Source organism: Fibrobacter sp. UBA4297, assembly GCF_002394865.1.
Lineage (GTDB): Bacteria > Fibrobacterota > Fibrobacteria > Fibrobacterales > Fibrobacteraceae > Fibrobacter.
In genome coordinates this window covers 229,574-250,624 of record NZ_DGUZ01000017.1, presented here as the reverse complement: position 1 = coordinate 250,624, position 21,051 = coordinate 229,574, and the positions used below count along the sequence as shown (strand labels likewise).

The 21,051-nt window shown below is 49.9% G+C and carries 19 protein-coding genes; 8 read left to right on the top strand and 11 right to left on the bottom strand.

What is annotated here, in order from left to right; translation table 11 throughout:
* Positions 1-123: 123 nt before the first annotated feature.
* The 3 genes from panC to folK are packed head-to-tail and all read right to left on the bottom strand — an operon-like array spanning position 124 to position 2,137.
* Positions 124-975, bottom strand: a complete 852-nt coding sequence (gene panC, locus B3A20_RS09345) for a pantoate--beta-alanine ligase (RefSeq protein ID WP_290763929.1) — start codon at positions 973-975, stop codon at positions 124-126.
* 2 nt (positions 976-977) lie between these two features.
* Positions 978-1,628: a deoxynucleoside kinase gene (locus tag B3A20_RS09340; protein ID WP_290763926.1), complete on the bottom strand. Its 651-nt coding sequence runs from the start codon at positions 1,626-1,628 to the stop codon at positions 978-980.
* On the bottom strand, positions 1,628-2,137 hold the full coding sequence (folK, locus tag B3A20_RS09335) for a 2-amino-4-hydroxy-6-hydroxymethyldihydropteridine diphosphokinase (protein ID WP_290763924.1): 510 nt from the start codon (positions 2,135-2,137) through the stop codon (positions 1,628-1,630). Before folK ends, B3A20_RS09340 begins: the two co-directional genes overlap by 1 nt.
* Before the next feature lie 320 nt (positions 2,138-2,457).
* Here folK and rho point away from each other — a divergent pair, with 320 nt between their 5' ends.
* From rho to B3A20_RS09320, 3 genes are all read left to right on the top strand, one after another.
* Positions 2,458-4,524 (top strand): transcription termination factor Rho, encoded by a 2,067-nt coding sequence (gene rho, locus B3A20_RS09330; RefSeq protein WP_349680073.1) that lies wholly within the window; start codon positions 2,458-2,460, stop codon positions 4,522-4,524.
* A gap of 214 nt (positions 4,525-4,738) precedes the next feature.
* Positions 4,739-5,545 (top strand): pyrroline-5-carboxylate reductase, encoded by an 807-nt coding sequence (gene proC, locus B3A20_RS09325; RefSeq protein ID WP_014547045.1) that lies wholly within the window; start codon positions 4,739-4,741, stop codon positions 5,543-5,545.
* A 3-nt stretch (positions 5,546-5,548) separates the two neighbouring features.
* Positions 5,549-6,919: a sigma-54 interaction domain-containing protein gene (locus tag B3A20_RS09320; protein WP_290763920.1), complete on the top strand. Its 1,371-nt coding sequence runs from the start codon at positions 5,549-5,551 to the stop codon at positions 6,917-6,919.
* Here B3A20_RS09320 and B3A20_RS09315 read toward each other — a convergent pair.
* From B3A20_RS09315 to B3A20_RS09300, 4 genes are all read right to left on the bottom strand, one after another.
* Complete coding sequence (locus tag B3A20_RS09315; RefSeq protein ID WP_290763917.1) at positions 6,900-7,853, bottom strand: TraB/GumN family protein; 954 nt, start codon at positions 7,851-7,853, stop codon at positions 6,900-6,902. The two genes, B3A20_RS09320 and B3A20_RS09315, sit on opposite strands and share 20 nt — an antisense overlap.
* Positions 7,838-8,590, bottom strand: coding sequence for an ABC transporter ATP-binding protein (locus tag B3A20_RS09310; protein WP_290763913.1), 753 nt, complete (start codon positions 8,588-8,590; stop codon positions 7,838-7,840). Before B3A20_RS09310 ends, B3A20_RS09315 begins: the two co-directional genes overlap by 16 nt.
* A 9-nt stretch (positions 8,591-8,599) precedes the next feature.
* Positions 8,600-9,571, bottom strand: coding sequence for a FecCD family ABC transporter permease (locus B3A20_RS09305; protein ID WP_290763910.1), 972 nt, complete (start codon positions 9,569-9,571; stop codon positions 8,600-8,602).
* 104 nt (positions 9,572-9,675) lie between these two features.
* Complete coding sequence (locus B3A20_RS09300) at positions 9,676-10,248, bottom strand: hypothetical protein (RefSeq protein WP_290763908.1); 573 nt, start codon at positions 10,246-10,248, stop codon at positions 9,676-9,678.
* Positions 10,249-10,344: 96 nt separating this feature from the next.
* On the opposite strand from B3A20_RS09300, the gene nspC reads away from it, so the two are divergent.
* Both nspC and tsaE read left to right on the top strand, forming a co-directional pair.
* A complete protein-coding gene (gene nspC / locus B3A20_RS09295) occupies positions 10,345-11,472 on the top strand; it encodes a carboxynorspermidine decarboxylase (protein WP_290763905.1) in 1,128 nt (375 codons plus the stop codon).
* Positions 11,473-11,588: 116 nt separating this feature from the next.
* A complete protein-coding gene (gene tsaE / locus B3A20_RS09290) occupies positions 11,589-12,005 on the top strand; it encodes a tRNA (adenosine(37)-N6)-threonylcarbamoyltransferase complex ATPase subunit type 1 TsaE (RefSeq protein ID WP_290763901.1) in 417 nt (138 codons plus the stop codon).
* 158 nt (positions 12,006-12,163) lie between these two features.
* On the opposite strand, the gene B3A20_RS09285 is transcribed toward tsaE, so the two are convergent.
* From B3A20_RS09285 to B3A20_RS09275, 3 genes are read right to left on the bottom strand one after another with little or no spacing between them, the layout of a single operon-like run.
* Positions 12,164-12,853 carry a hypothetical protein gene (locus B3A20_RS09285; protein WP_290763899.1) on the bottom strand — a complete coding sequence of 230 codons (690 nt, stop codon included), beginning with the start codon at positions 12,851-12,853 and terminating at the stop codon, positions 12,164-12,166.
* Positions 12,854-12,862: 9 nt separating this feature from the next.
* Positions 12,863-13,309: a SufE family protein gene (locus B3A20_RS09280; protein WP_290763897.1), complete on the bottom strand. Its 447-nt coding sequence runs from the start codon at positions 13,307-13,309 to the stop codon at positions 12,863-12,865.
* A gap of 7 nt (positions 13,310-13,316) precedes the next feature.
* Positions 13,317-14,513: an NAD(P)/FAD-dependent oxidoreductase gene (locus B3A20_RS09275; protein ID WP_349680072.1), complete on the bottom strand. Its 1,197-nt coding sequence runs from the start codon at positions 14,511-14,513 to the stop codon at positions 13,317-13,319.
* Positions 14,514-14,637: 124 nt separating this feature from the next.
* Between B3A20_RS09275 and B3A20_RS09270 the strand changes: the two genes are divergently transcribed.
* The gene (locus B3A20_RS09270; protein WP_290763891.1) at positions 14,638-15,951 is read left to right on the top strand and encodes a pentapeptide repeat-containing protein; all 1,314 of its coding nucleotides are present in this window, start codon (positions 14,638-14,640) and stop codon (positions 15,949-15,951) included.
* 138 nt (positions 15,952-16,089) lie between these two features.
* Here B3A20_RS09270 and radA read toward each other — a convergent pair whose 3' ends face one another.
* A complete protein-coding gene (radA, locus tag B3A20_RS09265; protein ID WP_290763887.1) occupies positions 16,090-17,481 on the bottom strand; it encodes a DNA repair protein RadA in 1,392 nt (463 codons plus the stop codon).
* Positions 17,482-17,632: 151 nt separating this feature from the next.
* Between radA and B3A20_RS09260 the strand changes: the two genes are divergently transcribed.
* Together B3A20_RS09260 and B3A20_RS09255 are read left to right on the top strand one after the other, a co-directional pair.
* Positions 17,633-19,033, top strand: coding sequence for a GGDEF domain-containing protein (locus B3A20_RS09260; protein WP_290763884.1), 1,401 nt, complete (start codon positions 17,633-17,635; stop codon positions 19,031-19,033).
* 104 nt (positions 19,034-19,137) lie between these two features.
* Positions 19,138-20,823 (top strand): sodium-dependent transporter, encoded by a 1,686-nt coding sequence (locus B3A20_RS09255; protein WP_290763881.1) that lies wholly within the window; start codon positions 19,138-19,140, stop codon positions 20,821-20,823.
* Positions 20,824-21,051: the final 228 nt, after the last annotated feature.

Here is a 21,051-nt window from a genome sequence, read left to right as displayed (position 1 = left end):
AGAACTTAGATAGAAAGCAATATTCTAAGTGAGATTATCGCTTCGCTCTAATCTCAACTGCTAGGCTCGGAAATAGGCTTGCAAGCAATCCTGCTTCACTCGCCTTACGCAGTTGTCTAAGTTCTAGTTCAACTCCATATTGTCTATGAGGCGAGTTTTACCGAAGAATGCAGCAGCAAGAATGACGACCTTATCTTCAACGGCAAGCACTCCTTCGCACTTTTGCAAGTTTTTCTGGTTTGCCACTTCGACATACTGCACAACGCCATGAGCGGCTTCCACAGACTTTACAACAAAGTCGCGAATCTTTGAAACGCAGCGTTCGCCAGATTCGTATGCAGCCTTCGCCGCCTTCAGGCCGTTGTAAATGCCGAGCGCCTGAGCACGTTCTTCTTCCGTCAAATATTCGTTACGGCTAGAACGAGCAAGGCCACTTTCTTCACGCACAATCTTCACGCGGTGAATCTTGATGTTGAAGTTCAGGTCCTTCACCATTCTTTCAATCAGGAACACCTGCTGGTAATCCTTTTCACCAAAGTAAGCGTCATTCGCTCCAGAAATGAGGAACAACTTAGAAACAACCGTCAAGACGCCACGGAAATGTCCCGGACGATAAGCGCCGCAGTACATGCCTTCGAGAGCTTCATCACGGACAAGCGTCATCGGGTCGCCATCAGGGTACATTTCAACAACAGACGGAGCAAAAACATAATCGGCGCCAATGGATTCTGCAAGCTTGGCATCGGCTTCCAAGCGTTTCGGATACTTGTCCAGATCTTCGTTCTTTCCGAACTGGATTGGGTTCAAGAACACGCTCACCACAGTCACATCGCACTCGCTCACGGATGCCTTGATAAGAGCGCCATGACCTTCATGGAGTGCCCCCATCGTTGGAACGAGACCGATTCTTTTCCCTTCCTTCGCAAGAGGAGCAAGCGTTTGACGTAGGGAATCAATAGACTTAATTATCTGCATGATTAGTTACCTTCTGGAACAAAGTAAGTCGTTTGACTTGGGCAGGACGCAATCGCGTTCAACACCATCTGCAAATGGCTTTCGTTATGGACAAAATCAATATTGTCTGTATTGATAATCAAGACAGGAGCGTCAGGATAATGCCAAAAATGATGGTCGTAACGGTCCTGCAAGTCGCTCAGGTAATTGCCGTCAATGGTCTTTTCCATCGCGCGGCCACGGCCCCTGATGCGTTTCAAAAGTGTCGAGACGCTTGCCTGCAAGTAGACAACGTAATCAGGCTTGCGGATATCGTGGTTCAGAGCGTTCGACACCTGGTCATACATTGTAAGTTCATTTTCGGTGAGGTTCTGCGAGGCAAAGATACGATCTTTGTCGAATGTGTAGTCACTCACCAGCAAATCGTGGAATAAATCGCTCTGCAACGCCGAATTCTGGAGTTGCTTAAATCGGTCGAGCAAAAAGAAAAGCTGCGTCTGAAATGCATACGCCGAACGGTTTTCGTAGAACTTCGGGAGAAACGGATTCTCAGCAAAATTCTCTTCGATAAACATTGCGTTCCAACGTTCACAAATGGCACGGGCAAGCGAGGTTTTTCCCACACCGATTACGCCTTCAATCGCCATAAAATGAATATTCTTATCAGCGAGCATCAGGGTTCCTCCCCTTCAATGATGCGAAACGGGATTTTTTCTTCTTTTGAGAGCAATTCCGTAAGCAAGTCCTTTACAGACTTGTTCGTCTTCGGGTCCACCCAGTCCGGTGCAATATCGTTTAACGGAACAAGCACAAACTGACGGCTATAAATTTGGGGATGCGGAATTGTCGGACGTCCAGAACAAACTTCGCGGCCAAAGAATAGCAAATCCAAGTCCACTTCCCTGGAGTTCCAATGTCCACGGTCCTTGCGCCCAAGAATTAGCTCGGAGCCTTTTAAATAGTACAGAAGCCTTGTCGGATCGCCATCGTATAAGAAGCTCACGACCTGGTTAAAATAAGGTCCCTGCCCCTCCGGTCCCACTGGCGGAGTCTCGTAAATCGGACTTTCAAGCCTGCCCCCGGTACTGATGCGGCGAAGCATGTCCCTCCCAGCTTTCAAATGAGCCGAGCGGTCAGGAAGATTACTTCCGAGTGCTATATATACTCTATTTAAGGAATCCACGGCACAAATATAGTCATTTTTTAGTTAATAGATACTAGTCACTGGTCGTTAGTCATTGGTCGTTAGTTACTAGCGATTCAAAAAAAAAATTTTCTAAGAACCAATAACTAGTGACTAAGAACTAAGAACTCGCAATATTTTTCACAAAAAAAAATTTTTTTTATGACATTTCACAAAATTTAATGTATCTTTTAACCCGTTCCGCAATTTCGGAACATAATATTAATCATCAATAAAGTTTGTGGGGCATTTAGCCCTAATTATCTTTTCATTATATAGTCTATTTCATTTTCTTGAAATATCAATTATAGGACGCTATCGTGCCCAGAACACCTAAGAATCATAATACAGAACAAAATACTCAAACACCGTCTTTAACGGATCTCGTTTACCCCGAAAGCACGGGCATCCCGGTTCCCGAATATCTGGGAACGCCCGACAAGCTTCCAGAAAACACCGACAACGCACCCCAGCCCAAGCGTCGCGGCAGAAAACCAGGGGTCAAGACAAAAGTTCATAAAGAAGCCGAATTCGAGCAGGACGTTCCTACAGATTCCGAGCAGACATTTCAAGAAAAGAGACAACCGGTTGACGGCATTGCCGCCGCTGAAAAGCGCCTCGCCGAACAATATGGCGTTTCAAACATAGACGCCATAGCAGAACCGATTTACACAGGCGAACAGAACTACAAGCCGGCTGAATCTACAGAAGCTATCGAAAACGCATCCATCGTTAATGAAAATTTCGGCGATGCCCAAGTCATCCCGAATGCAGAAGGACAAGTTCAAGGCGAAGCTCAGGCAGATTCAAACGCACCGCAAGGCGAAGCCCAGACTCAAGGCGATGCAGCCCAAGCCCCAAACGGCGAAGGTCAGGATGACCGCCGCTTCAACAACCAGAACGGCAAGTTCAATAAGTTCAACAAGAACAACAAGTTCAACAAGAACAACCGCAACCGCAATTTCCAGCAGCAAGAAGAATTTGTCGATGACTCTGCTACGCTCCCGGCACCAGGTTCCGAAGCCATTTTGAAGGCCAAAGAAAACTGGCTCAAGTTCCGCAAGCTCTCCATGAGCGAACTCCAGGAACTTGCCGTGCAAAAGGAAGTGGACTTCCGCAGAATGAGGAAGCAGTCCCTCAACTACATTTTGCAGAGTCTCGAAAACGAAGGCAACATCATTTATACGGAAGGCGTTCTCGAAGTGACACCGCAAGGCCACGGGTTCCTCCGCATGCCGGATCAGAACTACCAAACTAGCGCCGACGACGTTTACGTAAGCCAAAACCTTATCCGTAAATTCAACCTCAAGATAGGCGATACGATTGAAGGCCTTGTGCGCACGCCTCGCGAACAAGATAAGTACTTCTCCATGCGCCGCATTGACCGCGTAAACTTCGAAGAACCGGACAAAATGCGCCGCCGTGTGGCATTCGAATATTTAACGCCGATCCACCCAGAAGAAAAGATCCACCTCGAATGGAATGAAACGGAATACAGCACCCGTATCATGGACTTGTTCTCCCCGATCGGTAAGGGACAGCGCAGTATCATCCTCGCTCCTCCGCGTACCGGTAAGACCGTTCTCTTGCAGAACGTGACCCGCGCTATAGCAAAGAACCATCCTGAAATCATCCTCATCACGCTCCTCATCGACGAACGCCCGGAAGAAGTCACCGAAATGCGCGACATCATCACGGACATCAAGGAAAAGGCTGCAGAAAAGGGAATCGACATCAAGGCTGAAGTTGTAGCCTCGACATTCGATGAACCGCCTGAGCACCACACCCGAGTAGCCAACATGGTTTTGGAAAAGGCAAAGCGCCTTGTGGAAAGCCAGAAGGATGTCGTGATTTTGCTTGACTCCATCACGCGTTTCGCCCGTGCAAACAACGTTGTGATTCCGCACTCCGGCAAGATTTTGTCTGGTGGTGTGGATGCTAACGCCATGCAGTTCCCGAAGAAGTTCTTTGGTGCTGCCCGTAAGATTCAAGACAAGATTCGCACCGTCAAGAACGAAGATGGCTCAATTAGCGAAGAAGTCCAGAAGAACGGCTCCCTCACCATCATCGGTACCGCTTTGATTGAAACCGGCAGCCGCATGGACGAAGTAATTTTCGAAGAATTCAAGGGAACCGGTAACATGGAACTCGTGCTGGACCGCCGCATCGCTGAAAAGCGCATCTGGCCCGCCATTGACGTGTTCAAGTCCGGCACCCGCAAAGAAGAACGCTTGCTTACGCTCCTCGAACAGAATGCCGCCTGGAACTTCAGACGCGGTAGCCAGAACGAGACAGAAACAGGCATCATGGAGAACCTGCTCAAGCTCATGAGCAAGCTCAAGACAAACGCAGAACTCCTCGCCGTACTCTCGAAGCCTAAAGTCTAAGCATGTCACCCCGGCCTCCGTGCCGGGGTCAGCTTTTTATAGGCTTGTCATGCCGGACTTTGTTCCGGCATCTCCTTTTTTATCGCTTGTCATGCCCGCCTCCGAACGGGCATCTCCTTTTTACAAGCGAAAAATTTTTACGTTTACTATCGTAACGTCATTGCGAGTTGCAAAGCAACGAAGCAATCCATAAAGTTTAAAAAAAGGAATAAAAATGAACACTACGATTTTCTTTGCCGGTACTGGTAACATGGGCGGAGCCATCCTCCGCGGTCTTTTGAACGCAGGCACAGATGCCAAGAACATTTTCTTCTTTGACCCGAGCGACAAGGCTGCCGAAGCCGTGAGCGCCCTCGGTTGCGTCCGCGTCAAGAGCTTTGCCGAAGGCATCGAAAAGGCTAACGTCACCTTCCTCTGCGTCAAGCCGCAGATTTTCAAGCTCGTCGCCGCCGAATGGAAGGCTGCAGCATCCGCTCTCAAGAGCGAAAAGACGTTCATCAGCATCATGGCCGGTGTCGCCCGCAAGAGCCTCATCGAAGTGCTCGGTGAAAAGAACCAGGTGCTCCGCGTGATGCCGAACTTGCCGCTCACTGTTGGCAAGGGCTCCGTTGGCCTTGCCACCGACGGCGTCTCCGAAGAAACGCTCAAGCTCGCCGAAGAAATCTTTGGCAACATCGGCGTGACCTGCCGCGTTGCAGAATCCCTCATCGACGCCGTGACCGGACTTTCCGGCAGCGCCCCTGCTTACGTCTTTGAATTCATCGAAGGTCTTACCCGCGGCGGCGTAAAGGCTGGTCTTACCCGCGATGTCGCTTTGAAGCTCGCACTCGGCACCATCGAAGGCAGCGTCGAACTCGTCAAGCAGTCTGGCAAGAGCCCGAGCGACCTCTGCGCTATGGTTTGCTCTCCGGCAGGCACGACAATCGCAGGCATCGACGCCCTCGAAGAAGGCGCATTCCGCAGCACGCTTATCAAGGCTGTTGTCGCCGGCACGAACCGCAGCAAGGAACTGGGCAAGTAAAGCGTGCGCCCTTCCATCGACTTTTTCACAAAAGAAACTTCGACGTCCTCGTTCATCTTGGACGTCCTTTCTTCTGTGGATAACACCGTCGATGTCCACACACCCACAAGCGACGAGGCGCCCGAAATCGCAGAAGCTTTGCGCAACCCGCTCGCGCCCATCGTCATTTGGGACCTTGATTCTTTCACTGCAAAAAATGCAGAACTGCTTTCGAGACTTCGCGACTTTAGCCCAGATTCCATGATTCTCGCCTACGCGGAATCTCCCGAAAGCTACAGCGAAGTTTCAAGCAAACTCTACGACACGATTCTCTCTGTTGAGGCGCTTCGCCTCCACTTGATGAGCAAGATTGCGAGGCTCAAGGAAATCTACAACGCAAAGCGCATTTTCCGCGAAAGAATGTCGCACCTCGTCGGCAAAAGCGATGCCATGCAGCGCCTCCGCAAGAACGTGGAACGCGCCATTTTGCACACAGGCCCCGTCCTCATCCAAGGCGAATCGGGCGTTGGCAAGGACCTGGTCGCAAGAGCTATCGCCTGCGTTTACGACAAATTCGTTACGGTCAACTGCAGCGCCATTCCGGAATCACTTTTCGAAAGTGAACTTTTCGGCCACACGCGCGGAGCATTCACAGGCGCCCAAAACGAACGCATCGGTCTTTTCGAAGATGCAAACGGCGGCGCCATCTTCCTAGACGAAATCGGCGACATGCCGCTCCACGCTCAAGTCAAGCTTTTGCGCGTCATCCAAAATCACGAAATCCGCCCCATCGGTGCAAACAAGACGCGACACATCGACGTGCGCATCATCGCCGCTACCAACCGCGACCTCCGCGAAGAAATCCGCGAAAAGCGTTTTCGCGAAGACCTTTATTACCGCCTGAACGTGATTCCGATGCAACTTTCGCCGCTCCGCGACCGCAAAGAAGACATCGAGGATTTAGCAAATTACTTTATCCGCCAGTACTCGCCTGCAGGCGAGCCTTACACGCTCTCGCCCGAAGCCTTGCAAAAACTACAAGACCACAACTGGCCAGGCAACATCCGTGAACTCGAAAATGTCATCCAGCGGGCGCTCTGCTTCACCGACCCAGGCGTTTTACGCGCTGAAGACTTGCAAATTGACGAAAGTTCCGACAACGATTCCACTAGCCTCACCAGCGTCGATCGCGCCGCGATAAAAGCTTTCACAGCAAGCAATTACGAAGAATTTCGCGAATTGCAGCTCGACGAAGAACGAGAATTTTTGAAATCAACCATCCGAAATTGCGATGGATCCGTAAGCCTTGCCGCAGAACGGCTCCGCATGAACCGCACGGCCCTTTACAACCGACTCACACGACTCGGCTTAAACGTTAAAAACGTTCAATCTTAAAGCCACGCTTGCGAAGCGCATCAATCACGTTGTCTTTTTCAAGCGCCAAGTGCGCTACACCGACCACGACAAAAACGTTTCTATCTTCGCGCAAGAAAGTCGCAATGGATTCCGCCATTTTGGCATTGCGATTCACGTAAACACGTTGTTCAAAACCATCCTTAAACTTTTGATCGCTAGACAACGATTCTTCACTTTCATCTTCTTCATCATCTTTGTTCAACAAGCTGCGCAGCAACTCGTCATCACCCGTTTTCCAGGCATGAATCAAATTACTCACAAGCGTTTCAAAATCTGCAATTTCACGTAAAGTCGTCTTTAAGTAATACACACCCGCCGAATCCGATTCAGTCGTATCTGCAAGCGCGCCAATCTGTTCTTCAGCAGTCTCCAACCCGACAATGGCCTTGCCATCTGAAGCCGCTCTATCCAAAAGCACATAGTCAATCCCATATTCAGGATTCAATCCGGCCTGTTCAAACGCATATGCACTAAGCGTAGTTGCCACAAGCCAAGGGCGCATTTTTTCAAATACCACCATAGGAATATCCCAGGCAGTACAAAGGCTATCTAAAGACTTCCACATTTCTGGCGGCAGAATATCTCGAAGCAACCTATCTTCAAGCATTCCCTGAGAAACCGATTCCTTACCGATTTCCTTCACGACTTCTTCATCGTTCATGTTGAGTTCGACGGCAAGCTCGTCCGAACGAGCAAACGCAGAATCAATCACAGGAGCAAGCGGGTACAAAGTCGAATCCGCCAAATGAATACTCCCGAGCACCCACACCGAAGAATTCTCATCGGACACTTTCCAAAAGAAATGTTTCTGTTCCGAAGCACCAGCAGCACTCCGGTTACCCGCACACGCCGACAAGCAAAGCGCAACACAAAACACACCAATAGCGTAAAATAAAATCAAAGAGCGTCGCATATTTCCGTCCAGTCTAAAAGTCCATTTTTTCGAGCATCCGCAGCCGAAGCCACCTTTACCGTTCCGCCATTTACAACCATAATCTTATCGCAATAGCGTTCCGCGTATTCCACGGAATGCGTCGAAACAACAATGCCCATTTGGCGTTCCACAGCAATTTTCTTGAGCAACCGAAACAGCGCATGGCTACGCGGAATGTCCAAGAACGCATTCGGTTCATCAAGCAACAAAATTTTCACCTGTTGCGCCACAGCCTCTGCCAAAAACACACGGCTACGCTCGCCATCACTCAATTCTGCAATCGGACGATTTGCAAAACTGGCCACATCCAAAAGCGCCATCGAATTTTCGACAATGCGATTATCTTCTTCCGTACGGCTGTCAAAAATTCCAGAATACGGCGAACGTCCCAAACGCACAAATTCACTCACGCTCATTCGCGGGGGCACTGCACTCGACATTCGAACAAGCGAGATTTCCTGAGCGCGTTCACGAGGCGCCCATTCCGTAAGAGATTTTCCTTCAAGCGAAACCATTCCCGCCACCGGCGAAAGCAAACCTGCAAAAGTTTTCAAAAGAGAACTCTTGCCGCAACCATTCTCGCCCATCAACGCCACAACTGTTCCCGATGCAAGCGAAAAATCAAATGGGATTTTCATAGACGGGAGCGCTTTATCATAGCCGACAAGCAAATCCTTACATTCCAGCAAAATGTTCTGCGATTCAACATTCGTCATAAAAGCCCCCTAAAAACGCGCACCGGAACCGCGCACAAGTACCCACAAAATCACAGGTACGCCCACCAGCGAAAGCACAGCATTCAACGGCACCGAAGCCGGGAAGAGCCCGCCCAAAAGCGCAAGTGCCACACCACACAACGCCGCCCCGGGCAAAAGTACGCGATGGTTCGTCGTCTTGAAAAGCAGATAAGCTAAATGCGGCACGGCAATTCCGATGAACGCGACAGGTCCGCAAAACGCAGTCGTTGCACCCGCCAAAAGGCTCGCCCCGAGCAACACGCAAATCTTGGAACGCTTCACGTTCAACCCAAGCCCATGTGCAAAATCATCACCCAAAAGCGCCGCATTCAAATACCGCAACGAAACGCCAATCATCACCAATCCCGCAAGCACAGCCACTACAAAAATCCAGACATCACCGAGCGTCACGCGCCCAAAGCTACCCATGCCCCACGCCACATACACGCGCAGCGATTCCGAAGAGTTCCCTGCAATCAAGACGCTCACAATCGAATCGATAAAGTAGCCCGTCAAAAGTCCAACAATCAAAAGCACGCCCGTCTGCGCAAAACGCATCGCCGCAAACATCACGACAAGCGTCACAAGCAAAGCCCCAAGCGCCGCCGAACCCAGCACGCCGACACTACCAAAGCCAATACCCGCCAAAAGCGCAAGCGCCACACCAAGACTCGCGCCACTGCTAATGCCAAGTACAAACGGCCCCGCCAGCGGATTCCGGAACACCGTCTGCAGCGACAAGCCCGACACCGCAAGCGATGCCCCCGCCAAAATCGCGGCAATCATTCGCGGGATTCTCAAGTTCCACAAAATGTTCGACGAAACATCCGCACCCGGGCTAAACAGCGCCTGCACCACCGACGAAAACGGAATGTTCACCGCACCAAAGCAAAGCGTCGCCACGCACAGCAACACAATCAAAACAGCTAACGCTACAAATCCAATCAATAAACGACGCAAAACAAGCCTCCGATCAGACTTTTTTAATTTAAAAAAAGCCAAACAGAAAACTGTCTAGCCTTTTCTACTTTTCAACAAAATCTTATTGTATTTTCTTATAAAATTCAAAATTGCAATACCGCATTCGCACCAAAGCTGGCTTTCGCCAAATTCAGCGTAGGTACAACCATAAACTGAACAGACTTCCATCCTTCTTCCTGCATCCTTACTTTATAACGATCCAAAGCCTCTTTGTATTCATCACGTTTAATGGCATGTTCTTTGCGAACATTGTATTTATGAATGTTATAAATAAGAACAGGAATCCCCAAAAGGTAAAACGGAATAGAGATACCTATCGACACTCCACCAGCAAGCCTATTGCCAGCCTCATCCCACCCATCATTACTTGATTTATTCACCGCATAAATTGCAGTAACAAGAAAAAATGTACCCACACCAACAAGTCCTCCGCCAAATACAATACCTTCAATATTAGCTCCATACGAAGCGTCTTTATTTTCTCGTTCTATCAATTCCTTATAAATATCAACACTATCCAGCTCAACTAGATAAACATATTCACCTTCCGATGGAACACCCGTTTTAGGCATGTCTTGCACGCCAAGCTGTTCGTTGGCCAAAGCAAACGACAAACCAGCGACCAAAAGAAACAAGAAAAACATCTTATTATTCATTTTATGCCCACTTTTTAGAATCCAAAAAACAGAAAACAAATAAATCTGATTATATCATACAAAATATAACAACAAAAAAGTTCTATCTTTCTAACTATGCTCGACTATTCTCAAGTTCCAAATCCCTGTTTCGTACTTGACGAAACGCGTCTCCGCCGCAACATGGAAATCCTCGCCGATATCCAGAACAAGACCGGCGTCAAAATCATCTGCGCCCTCAAGGGTTACAGTTTCTGGCGTTCATTCCCGCTCATCGGCGAATACCTCGCCGGCGCCACCGCCTCTAGCCTCAACGAAGCACGCCTCGCCCGCGAAGAGATGAACAAGGAAGTCCACGTCTTTGCACCCGTCTACGAAGACGACGAAATCGACGCCATCCTCGATGCAGCGGACCATATCACGTTCAACAGCTTTTCGCAGTGGCAGCGTTTCAAGGACAAGACTCTCGCCCACGGCGTGAGTGCCGGCATCCGCGTGAACCCGGAATTTTCGACAGTCGAAACCGACATTTACAACCCCTGCGGCAAGTTCTCCCGTCTCGGCGTGACCGAAAAAGAATTCAAGCCCGAACTCCTCGACGGCATTGACGGGCTCCACTTCCATGCACTTTGCGAACAAGATGCCGACGCCCTAGAAGGCGTTCTCGCGGCATTTGAAAAGCATTTTGGCAAGTACCTCCCGCAAATGAAGTGGGTGAACTTCGGCGGTGGTCATCACATTACCCGTAAGGACTACCACCGCGATGAACTCGTGCGCATCCTCAAGGATTTCTCCGCACGTTACCCGCACTTGCAAGTCATCATGGAACCGGGCGAAGCCATCGGCTGGCAAACCGGTGAACTCGTCGCAAGCGTTGGCGACATCGTCCACAACGAAATGGATATCGCTATTCTGAACGTTTCCATCAGCGCCCACATGCCGGACTGCCTTGAAATGCCGTACCGTCCGAACATCATCGGTGCAGCATTCCCAGGCGAAAAAGTTTACACGTACAAGCTCACGGGCAATTCCTGCCTCGCCGGCGACCAGCTCGGTGATTTCTCGTTCGACGAACCGCTCAAGGTCGGCGACCGCATCATCTTCGAAGACATGATACACTACACGATGGTCAAGACCTCGTTCTTCAACGGAGTGCGTCACCCGAGCATCGGCAAGTTCGACGAAAACGGCAAGTTCCACCTGCTGCACAAATTCACGTACGAGCAGTTTAAGGAAAAATTGTAATCGACAACGCCACAGAAATTAGTTAGTAGTCATTAGTTATTAGTCGAATAAACGCGCCATAGGCGCCAAATATAAACTACAGACCAACGACCATTGACTAACAACTCCATTTCATTATGCTATTCCATTCCGAACAAGACACATACAATTGGGCGTTAGAATTTGCGAAGTCGCTGAAGGTCGGCGATAAGGTTGCCCTCTACGGGAATCTCGGCGCAGGCAAGACCGTCATTAGCCGCGGCATCTGCAAAGGGCTCGGCTTCGAAGGCACAGTCTGTTCTCCGACCTACACAATTCTCCACGAATACCCGAACAACCCGCCTATATTCCACTTCGACCTTTACCGTCTTGAAGGCGGCGCAGACCTCTACGAAGTCGGCATGGACCCGGACTATCTCGAAAGCGGCATCAGCCTCATCGAATGGCCCGAACGATTAGAAGAAAACGACGCAGGCATCACCCACGTCGTTAAAATTCAAATTATCTCGGAAACCGAACGCGAAATTACAGTTGAAAAGGTTTCTAGGGATTAGGCTTTAGGTGTTGACGCTTTCAGCGTCATCGGCTGCACTCGGTCATAAAAAATGCAAGCATTTTCTGCGACGCTCGTTTGGCACGATACTAGGATTTATAATCGCGGCTTCGCCGCCAAATTTAATACCTAATTTCCCTAACCCCTATAACCTACAACCTATTTGTTTTTTTTGCGCTTCTTGCGAGCAAGTTTCTTGTTCGCTTTTTCAATGGAATCAGCAACTGCTTTTGCACGGAGTTCTGCAGCAACCTGAGCCAAGGAATCTGCAATTGCCTTTTCCTTTGCAATAGAATCAGCACGAACAGCGGCCGCAGCAACGCTAGCCTTGACGGCGTCGCTATTGGCAATGTTGTTCCAATCCTTGCGGTCGCCCTGGCTCAAAAGCATCGGGCCCTTGTATTCACTCACAACTTTGTATGCAGCAACCGTATCACGAGCGGCCATAGCACCCATGGCATCGGCATACAAGTCCTTCTGCTGGTTGCGCAGATCTTCGATGGCTCCCAAGCGGTTCTGGCGGAGGATTTCCATAGAATCGCTCACAAAGCCCAAGTCCCACGTTTCGTTGTAGCAGGCTTCGGCATCCACATACTTTGTAGCGTCCGTTTCAGCGGCGACATACAAAGCATCGCACTTGGCAAAAGCATCAGCACTCTTTTGCTTAGCATACTGGTAGTAGTAATAACCACCCACGATTAAACCGGCGAGCACCAGCAAGAACACGCCATCTTGCCAGCCCATAATCGGCGCCTGCGGAAGTTTCGGTCTCCCGTTAACGGTTTCACCGGCTTCCAGTTTTTCTTCAGCCTCGTCAAACGGGCTTTTTCCATTCAAGAAACTAAACATAGAGTCGTCCTATTTTTTAGAAATTGCGTCAAAGACGCGTGCATATAAATAAATCTGTTTCAAAAGGCTTGCAAAACCGTTCGAGCGCGTCGGCGAAAGTCCGACATTGAGTCCAATCTGTTGGAAAAATGTCGGATCCACAGACAAAATATCGGCCGGAGTCATGTCGTTGAAAATCTGCAAGGCAAGTGCCCCAAGGCCACGGCTAATCAGCGGGTTCGTCGTGCCGCCTTCCACGTCCATCTCGAAATGAATCTTTCCGTTTTCGAACTTCGGCACAAGATACATGGTCGAGGCGCAGCCCTGAATAATGAACTTTTCGGCCTTGAGGGATGCATCCATGCCCTTGTGTTCACGGGCCAAATCCAAGAGGAACTTCCACTTGTCATCCGGATCTGTAAAAGAAGCAAACTTTGCTCTAATTTTTTCTTGACGATCAATTATACTTTCTGACATAACCTAATCAATGCAAAAAAGAACGCATTTTCCAAATTAAAGACGGGCAAGACCACAGCACTGCCCAGAAAATTCTAAAAAGAGTCTGCTTTTCGCGCGGGAGTTTCGAGAGGCTCTCAGCGGCCTTGTCAAATTGTTCATCCTTGACCTTCGCAAAATCGGACTTTGCCTTCGCAATCTGCAAATGAGTCTTTCCGAGAGCGGCCATCCAGCGATCCAAAACGGACGCTTCAACGCGATTCCGCGATGTTTCATCGGTCGCATTCAGCCATTCATGGACAGCTTCCGCCGTAATCTTTCCGCTCAAAAGCGCTTCTACAATACCTGAACGGCTCATTGGGTTCACGCAGCTAGCCGCATCACCCGCCTTAAAGAGACCACACTTGGCAAGCGGCCTGTTTGACTGCCCACAGGCAATCATTCCACCGTAGATAGCCTTGATTTTTGCATCTGGATAATGCGAGGAGATAAAGTGCTTGAGTTTTTCGCGCAACGGCATTCCCGGTTTGACATCTTTCGCAAGCACAAAACCGATATTCACTTCCTTGCCATCTCGCGGGAAAATCCAGCCATAACCGCCCGGGAACTCACTACCATAGAACAGGTCGATATGGTCGCGCTTATGCTCTATCCCTTCGGCCACAGCAAAAATGCCGGGTTCCAAATCCGTATCGCCCGATTCAATTCCTTCAAGGCACGGGATTCCACGAGTGAGGCGGCAACCTGGGCCACTGGCGTCAATAACTGCCTCCGCCGAAACCGCGAACGTTTCATCGCCCACCTGGACATTCAGATTCCAGCCATTTTCGGCCTTTTCAATGCTTTTGATGAGCGCATCAAAGTGACATTCCACGCCCGCAGCAACGCATGCATCGGCAATCGCATGGTGGAACTTCGAGCGGTCAAGCAATTGTCCGCAATCCTTGCTGTAAAATTCAGCCTTGTAACCCTTGGGCGACGTAAAATAGATGCCCGAAAGGCTTCCTCGCACCCAGGATTCGTCTATAGGCCACAACTCGTTCAAACGATGGGTCGATACAGCTTCGGCACAAAAGATGGGCTCTTTCCAAGGTTCTTTTTTGTCCAAAAGAAGGATTCGTCCGGCACTGCCTGTCATTTTTCCTAGCTGGAATGCAGCCATAAGACCGGCAGGACCCGCCCCGCAGATCACCACTTTGTAAGAATTTGAACGAAAACAAGTCATTTCAACGTAAAATTAGTATTTATTTGGTCAGTTTTTATTTTTCATTGTTAGTTTTGCAATTTTTTTAGTTATTTTAGGGCTATCCGTTATTTGATTTACTTTTTTTCATAAAGGGAATTTGACTATGAATATGAAGAACGTCTATAAATTTGGTCTCTGCCTCCTTGGTGCACTCGCGCTCAACGTGTCTGCACAGGACTTCAGAGGTAAAGAACTGAATACATCCTTCCGCGACAAGCGTATCGACAACTATCAGTTCCAGAAGGCAAGAGCTGTCAAGGGCGTTACGGACTTCCAGCGCTCTGCCGGTGAATCTCCGGACTTCGAAGGCGCAATCCTTCCCGAAGTCTCTTTCCGCAATGCCGTGATTAGCGGCGCCAACTTCGAAGGTGCAAACCTCAAGGGTGCAACGATTAGCGGCGCAGACATTCGTTCTGCAAGCTTCGAAGGTGCAAACCTCGAAGGCGCAAACCTCTACCGCGCAACGCTTCTCGATAGCAAATTCCCGAAGGCAAACCTCAAGGGCGCCCGTCTCGACGCCATGAAGGTTTCTGACGAATGCGATTTCAGCAAGGCCGACCTCACCCAGGCATCCGCTATGGATATGGACCTGACGCGCGCAGACTTCAGCAAGGCAAACCTCACCAACACGAACTTCTCCCGTTCCTTGATGGCTAACAGCGATCTCCGCAAGACCACCATGGAAAAGACGGACTTCACGGCTTGCAACCTCATCGCTGCAAACTTCTCCAGCGTAAAGCTCAACAACGTGAACTTCGCTAAGGCAGGTCTTTCTCAGGCAGACTTCGACGGTGCCGTTTTCAACAACGTGAACCTCCAGGAAGCAGACCTTTCCTTGACCACGTTCAACGACGTGGACCTCTCCAGGACCCAGCTCCAGAAGGCCAAGTTCGCTCAGTCCAAGGTCAAGAACATGACGTTCACCAACCAGGACTTGAACGGCGTTATCTTCGACAAGGGCGACGTTTCCAAGAGCACGTTCGACAAGGCTAAGCTCAACAAGGCATCCTTCTTCGATGCGAACGTGAGCAAGAACGTGTTCAACTACGCTGAACTCATGAAGGCCGTGTTCGACGGTGCCTACGTTTTCAAGGACATTTTCGACAACGCAGACCTCACCAAGGCTGTCTTCTCCAACTCCACCATCGAACGCTCCGCATTCAACAATGCTCAGCTCTCCGGTGCAAACTTCTCTGGTGCTAAGCTCATCAAGGTCACCTTCATCAACGCAAAGATGGAAGGGGTCAAGATTGACGCTGACACCAAGATGGAAGACGTGGACTTCTCTGGTGCAGACCTCACCGGTGCAAAGATCGAAAAGTTCACTGCCAAGAAGGTGATTTACAACGAAAGAACTAAGTTCCCCAGCGGTTTCGATCCACGTGCATACGGATTCAAGAGACCGGGCGAAAAATAAGTCCTATTGAATAACGGAATTTAGGGACGCTCATAAGAGCGCCCCTTTTTTTATTTTAGTCATTGGTCAATAGTCTTTAGTCAATAGTTATTAGTCGGCAACTCATCACTAACCACTGTTTACTAACCACTTCCTACCCTACTTCTTATCCATAAGCCAGCTTATAGCTTCGGACAATGAATGCACCCGCACAACCTTCATAGAGCCCATATTCTCCGAGAGTTTGCTACTTGCGGGCACAACAGCTTCCGTCATGCCCAAGCGACTCGCTTCTTTAAGCCTCTGGTCCAAGAGACTTACACCGCGCACCTCGCCAGACAGTCCTAGCTCGCCAATCGCAATCGTCTGCCGCGAAAGCGGGATTCCCAGGTGGTTACTCGCCACGGCAAGCGCAAGCGCCAAGTCCGAAGAGGCGTCGTTCACCTTCATGCCGCCGGCAATGCTTGCAAATACATCCGAGGCGCCAATAGTCACGCCGCCAAACTTTTCCAAAAGCGCAAGGATGATCGTCAGGCGCTTGGGGTCAATGCCCGCCGCCACCCGTTGCGGAACCGCAAAGTTCGTCTGGTTCACCAGGGCCTGCGTTTCGAACAGGAGCGCCCTTGAACCTTCCATGGTACAGCACACGGCGCTCCCGGGTGTCGGCGGGACGCCTTCTTGCAAAAAGACCTTGCTAGGGTTCAGTACAGGGTTCAGTCCGTGGCTCGTCATCTCGAAAACGCCGATTTCGTCGGTAGCGCCAAAGCGATTCTTGATGGTTCGCAAGAGTCTGTACTGATGATTCCGGTCGCCTTCGAAGTACACGACCGTATCGACCATGTGCTCCAAGATTCGCGGACCGGCAATCTGCCCGTCCTTCGTCACATGTCCAATCAGAATCGTGATGCAGCCGGTATTTTTGGCAAACACCATCAAGTCCAGCGTGCATTCGCGCAACTGCGTTGCACAGCCGGGAGTCCCCGCAAGGTCGCTCTTGTAAACCGTCTGGATAGAATCTATCACAAGCACCTGAGGCTTTACCTCTTTTGCCTGCTCCAAAATTTTCTCGAGATTCGTCTCGCAGAGGAGCATCATGTCGCTCCCCGAGACATTCAATCGTTCGCTGCGGAGCTTCACCTGACAAGCGCTCTCTTCGCCACTCACATACAGCGCCTTGACTCCCGCCGCATTCATAGTTGCAAGTGTCGTCAGCACGAGAGTCGATTTACCAATCCCCGGATCGCCGCCAATCAACACCAGGCTTCCCGGCGCAAAACCGCCCCCAAGCACACGGTCAAATTCCGAATTCGCCGTGCTCAAACGCCGCGTATCTTCCGTTGCGACATCCTTCAGCATCACAACCTTATGAACCGGACCGCCAAGACCACGCCCCACGCGCCCAGCACCTTCCGCGACCCGTTCAATAACATGTTCCTTAAGAGAGCTCCACGCCCCGCAAAACGGGCACTTGCCCGCCCACTTCGGAGTCGTATTGCCACATTCCGTACAGAGATACTCAATTTCTTTCTTGGATTTATTTACTGCTACCATGAGCACTAATATAATAAAACCACCATGTCAAAAGGTGTCATTTTTACAAAATAGTGTACAAAAAAGCAGATTCCTATCATTGTGCTATTTTTTACATCACTTACGATTCTTGTAAAAAAAAGAACTATTTTTTGAAGCGATGGAGCAATGTATGAAGAACCAGAAGAAACCTATTCATAGAAGCCTTATTCTAGGAAGCGCGGTCTTTATCACATTCATGTGCCTTTTGCTTTCTATCCAGGCTTACCTGACATACTCTCAGTCTCTTTACAAGCGTTACGATGACAAGCTCAGCAACATTCTGAACTATGCGGTCAACCGCATAGACATGGACGACCTTTACCAGAACGCCATAACGGGCCAAAAGACCGAAAAGTACAACGACGTGCAACAGTTGCTCAACGGCATGGTCGACGACTTCGAGCTGTTCTACCTCTACTCGCTTTTTGTGCGCAACGATTCCATATACAATATCTGCTCCGCCACAAGCAAGGCAGAACGTGAACGTGGCGAAGAAGACATGAAGTTATTGGAGCTGACCGACGCGTATGAACTTTCTGAAATTCGAAAATTCGCGAAGGCCATGACAAAGGATGAAATTTCATTCTTTGAAGAAGACTCCGACTGGGGGGCGGCCTACACGGCCTGCAAACCGTACGTCAACTCGCTTGGAGTGCATTTTGGCGTCATCTGCGCAGACATTTCCATTTCGGACCTCCACAAGACCGTCAACAATTACGTCATGTACAACGTTTTACTGACCCTCGGGCTTGGGCTCCTGTTTGCACTTATTTTGTTCATATGGTTACGCCGCAACGTGACGGGGCCGATTCTTGAACTTGAAAAGAGCGCCCGACATTTCGCCGAAAAGAGCCGTGGTAAAAAGACGCCCGACGAACTGATTTTCGCCGCTCCCGATATTCACACGCACAACGAAATCGAATCGCTTTCGAATGCAATCTCGCAGATGTCTAAGGACATGCGCACATACGTCCAGGGGCTTCTAGAAGCGGAGGCCATCGCACGGTCCGCAAAGGAACAGGCCGAAGACATGACCAACCTCGCATTCACGGATTCCCTGACCCATGTCAACAGCAAGGTCGCCTACGACAAAACGAAAGAAGCCTTGCAAGAACAAATTGCCAACAATACCGCAACATTTGCGATTGTGATGATCGATGTCAACAACCTTAAGGATGTCAACGACAACTTTGGTCACGATTGCGGAGACAAGTACATTTTGGGAGCTTGCCGCATTTTCTGCAACATCTACAGACAATCTCCCGTCTACAGAGTCGGAGGAGACGAATTCGTGGTCATTCTGCAAAACAGCGACTACAAGAACCGCGAAAAGCTTCTGAAAAATATCGAAAGGGAATTTCAAAAGACGGCAAACAATACCAAGCGCAAACCCTATGAACGCTACTCTGTCGCCTACGGCATGTCCGAATTCAAGGCTGGCGACAACGTTGACGACGTATTCAAGCGCGCAGACGAAAGCATGTACGCTAAGAAAGAGGAACTCAAAGGCAGGCAAAAAAAGAACGCCTAAGGTCATCCCCTTGCGTAATATTTTTCAAAGTTGCCATTTTTCGAAGAATAACTAAATTTAACACGATATTCACTGAGTTTCGGCTCAAATTTTAGGAAAAGAACATGGCAAATAATCGTGAAAGCTGGGGTTCCAAACTCGGGGTTATCCTCGCAGTCGCTGGTTCTGCAGTCGGTCTTGGCAATTTTCTTCGATTCCCTGTGCAGGCGGCTACTAATGGCGGCGGCGCATTCATCATCCCCTACCTCATTGCATTTGTGTTCCTCGGAATTCCGCTCGCCTGGATTGAATGGACGCTCGGCCGTTACGCCGGCTACCACAATTACGGCACCTCCCCGAGTACCTACCACGTGATTTTCCACAAAAAGAAGAAGTGGGCAAAGTACCTGGGTTCACTCGGACTCCTCCCGCCGATTTTCATCATTTTCTATTATGGATTTATCCAGTCCTGGATTTTGGCATTTGCATTCTACTCCGCAACGGGCACGTTGATGGACGTTGTCGCGCAGGGTCCTGCAAAGATGACGGAATTCTTTAGCGACTACATCATGCTCAAGACTTGCGTCGGCGGCATCCCGGTCGCCATCATCTTCTTCCTCATTACATTTATCGCGAACATGATAGTGCTTTCGTTCGGCGTGCGCAAGGGCATTGAACGCGCGAACAAGATTTGCATGCCGATCCTTTTGATTTTAGGCCTTGTGCTTGTGGTCCGCGTGCTCACGCTCCCAGGCATTGGCAAGGGACTTGCCTTCATGTGGAACCCAGATTTCTCGGAACTCGCTAGTCCGAAGGTCTGGATGGCCGCAGCTGGCCAGGTGTTCTTCACGATGAGTCTCGGTATGGCCATCATCTTCTGCTACGCAAGCTACCTCAAGCCGAAAGAAGACCTCGTGCTTTCTTCGCTCACGGCAAGTGCTACGAACGGATTTGCCGAAGTGATTATTGGTGGTACGGTTGTAATCCCGATGGCTGTGCTTATCGCAGGCGCAAACATCGAAGAATGCGCGAAGCTCGGCACGTTTGGTCTTGGATTCCAGACGATGCCTTACGTTTTCGGAACGCTCCCGTTCGGTGGCGCGCTCCAGACCGTTTGGTTTACCATGCTATTCTTTGCAGGCATCACAAGCGCCATTTCCATCATCCAGCCGCTCATCAGCTTCTGCGAAGACGACCTCAAGTTTACGCGTAAAAAATCCGTCACGACGGTCAGTACGATTACCTTTATCGGTAGCCTTACCGCCATTTTCGGCCTCGCCGCAGGCACCGTCGATGAACTCGACTTCTGGGGCGGTACGTACCTCATCGTGTTCGTAGGCATGATCCAGGCTGTTCTCTTTAGCCTCGTGCTCGGACGCCGCAAGGCGAAAGAAGCCCAGGCCAATGGCGACCTCCCTGCCGAAGTGGAATTTGAACCGGGCGAAAACGAAGCCTTCGCAACAATGAACGACGGTTCGCTCCTCAAGCTCCCCCGCTTCTTGCGCCCCATCATCATGTATGTTTGCCCGATTTACCTGATTGTGCTTTTGGTTTCGTTCACGCTCACGGACGGTCTCCCGTTCATCACGCTCAGCAACGTGGACCCGAATGCAACGGTCAATTTCCTTGGCCACACATTCCCAAAAATCGGATTCACATGGGCATTCCGCGGATTCTTGCTCATACTGTTCTTGCTTTTAAACCTCGCCATCGCCTACGCCTGGCGCAAGGGCGGCCCTGCTGAAAAAGGCCGCAGCAAAAGCATCAAGAAGATGGAAATCGGAAACTCTGACGAAAACATGGAGGGCTAAAAATGGACGCTGAATTCACTACGGGCGGACTCGTTTTCATGATTTGCGCTTGGGGCGCAATCACTGGGCTCTGCGCATTCTGCTTCTACAAAGTATTCAAGAAGTAACGAGACGCCCCCCGCCCCCTACTATGTCATGCCCGCCACCGTGCGGGCTTTTCCTTTTTTACCCCCACCAATCATTACTATATTTACCTCGCAATTTTGAACAATTTTTATACAAAACAAC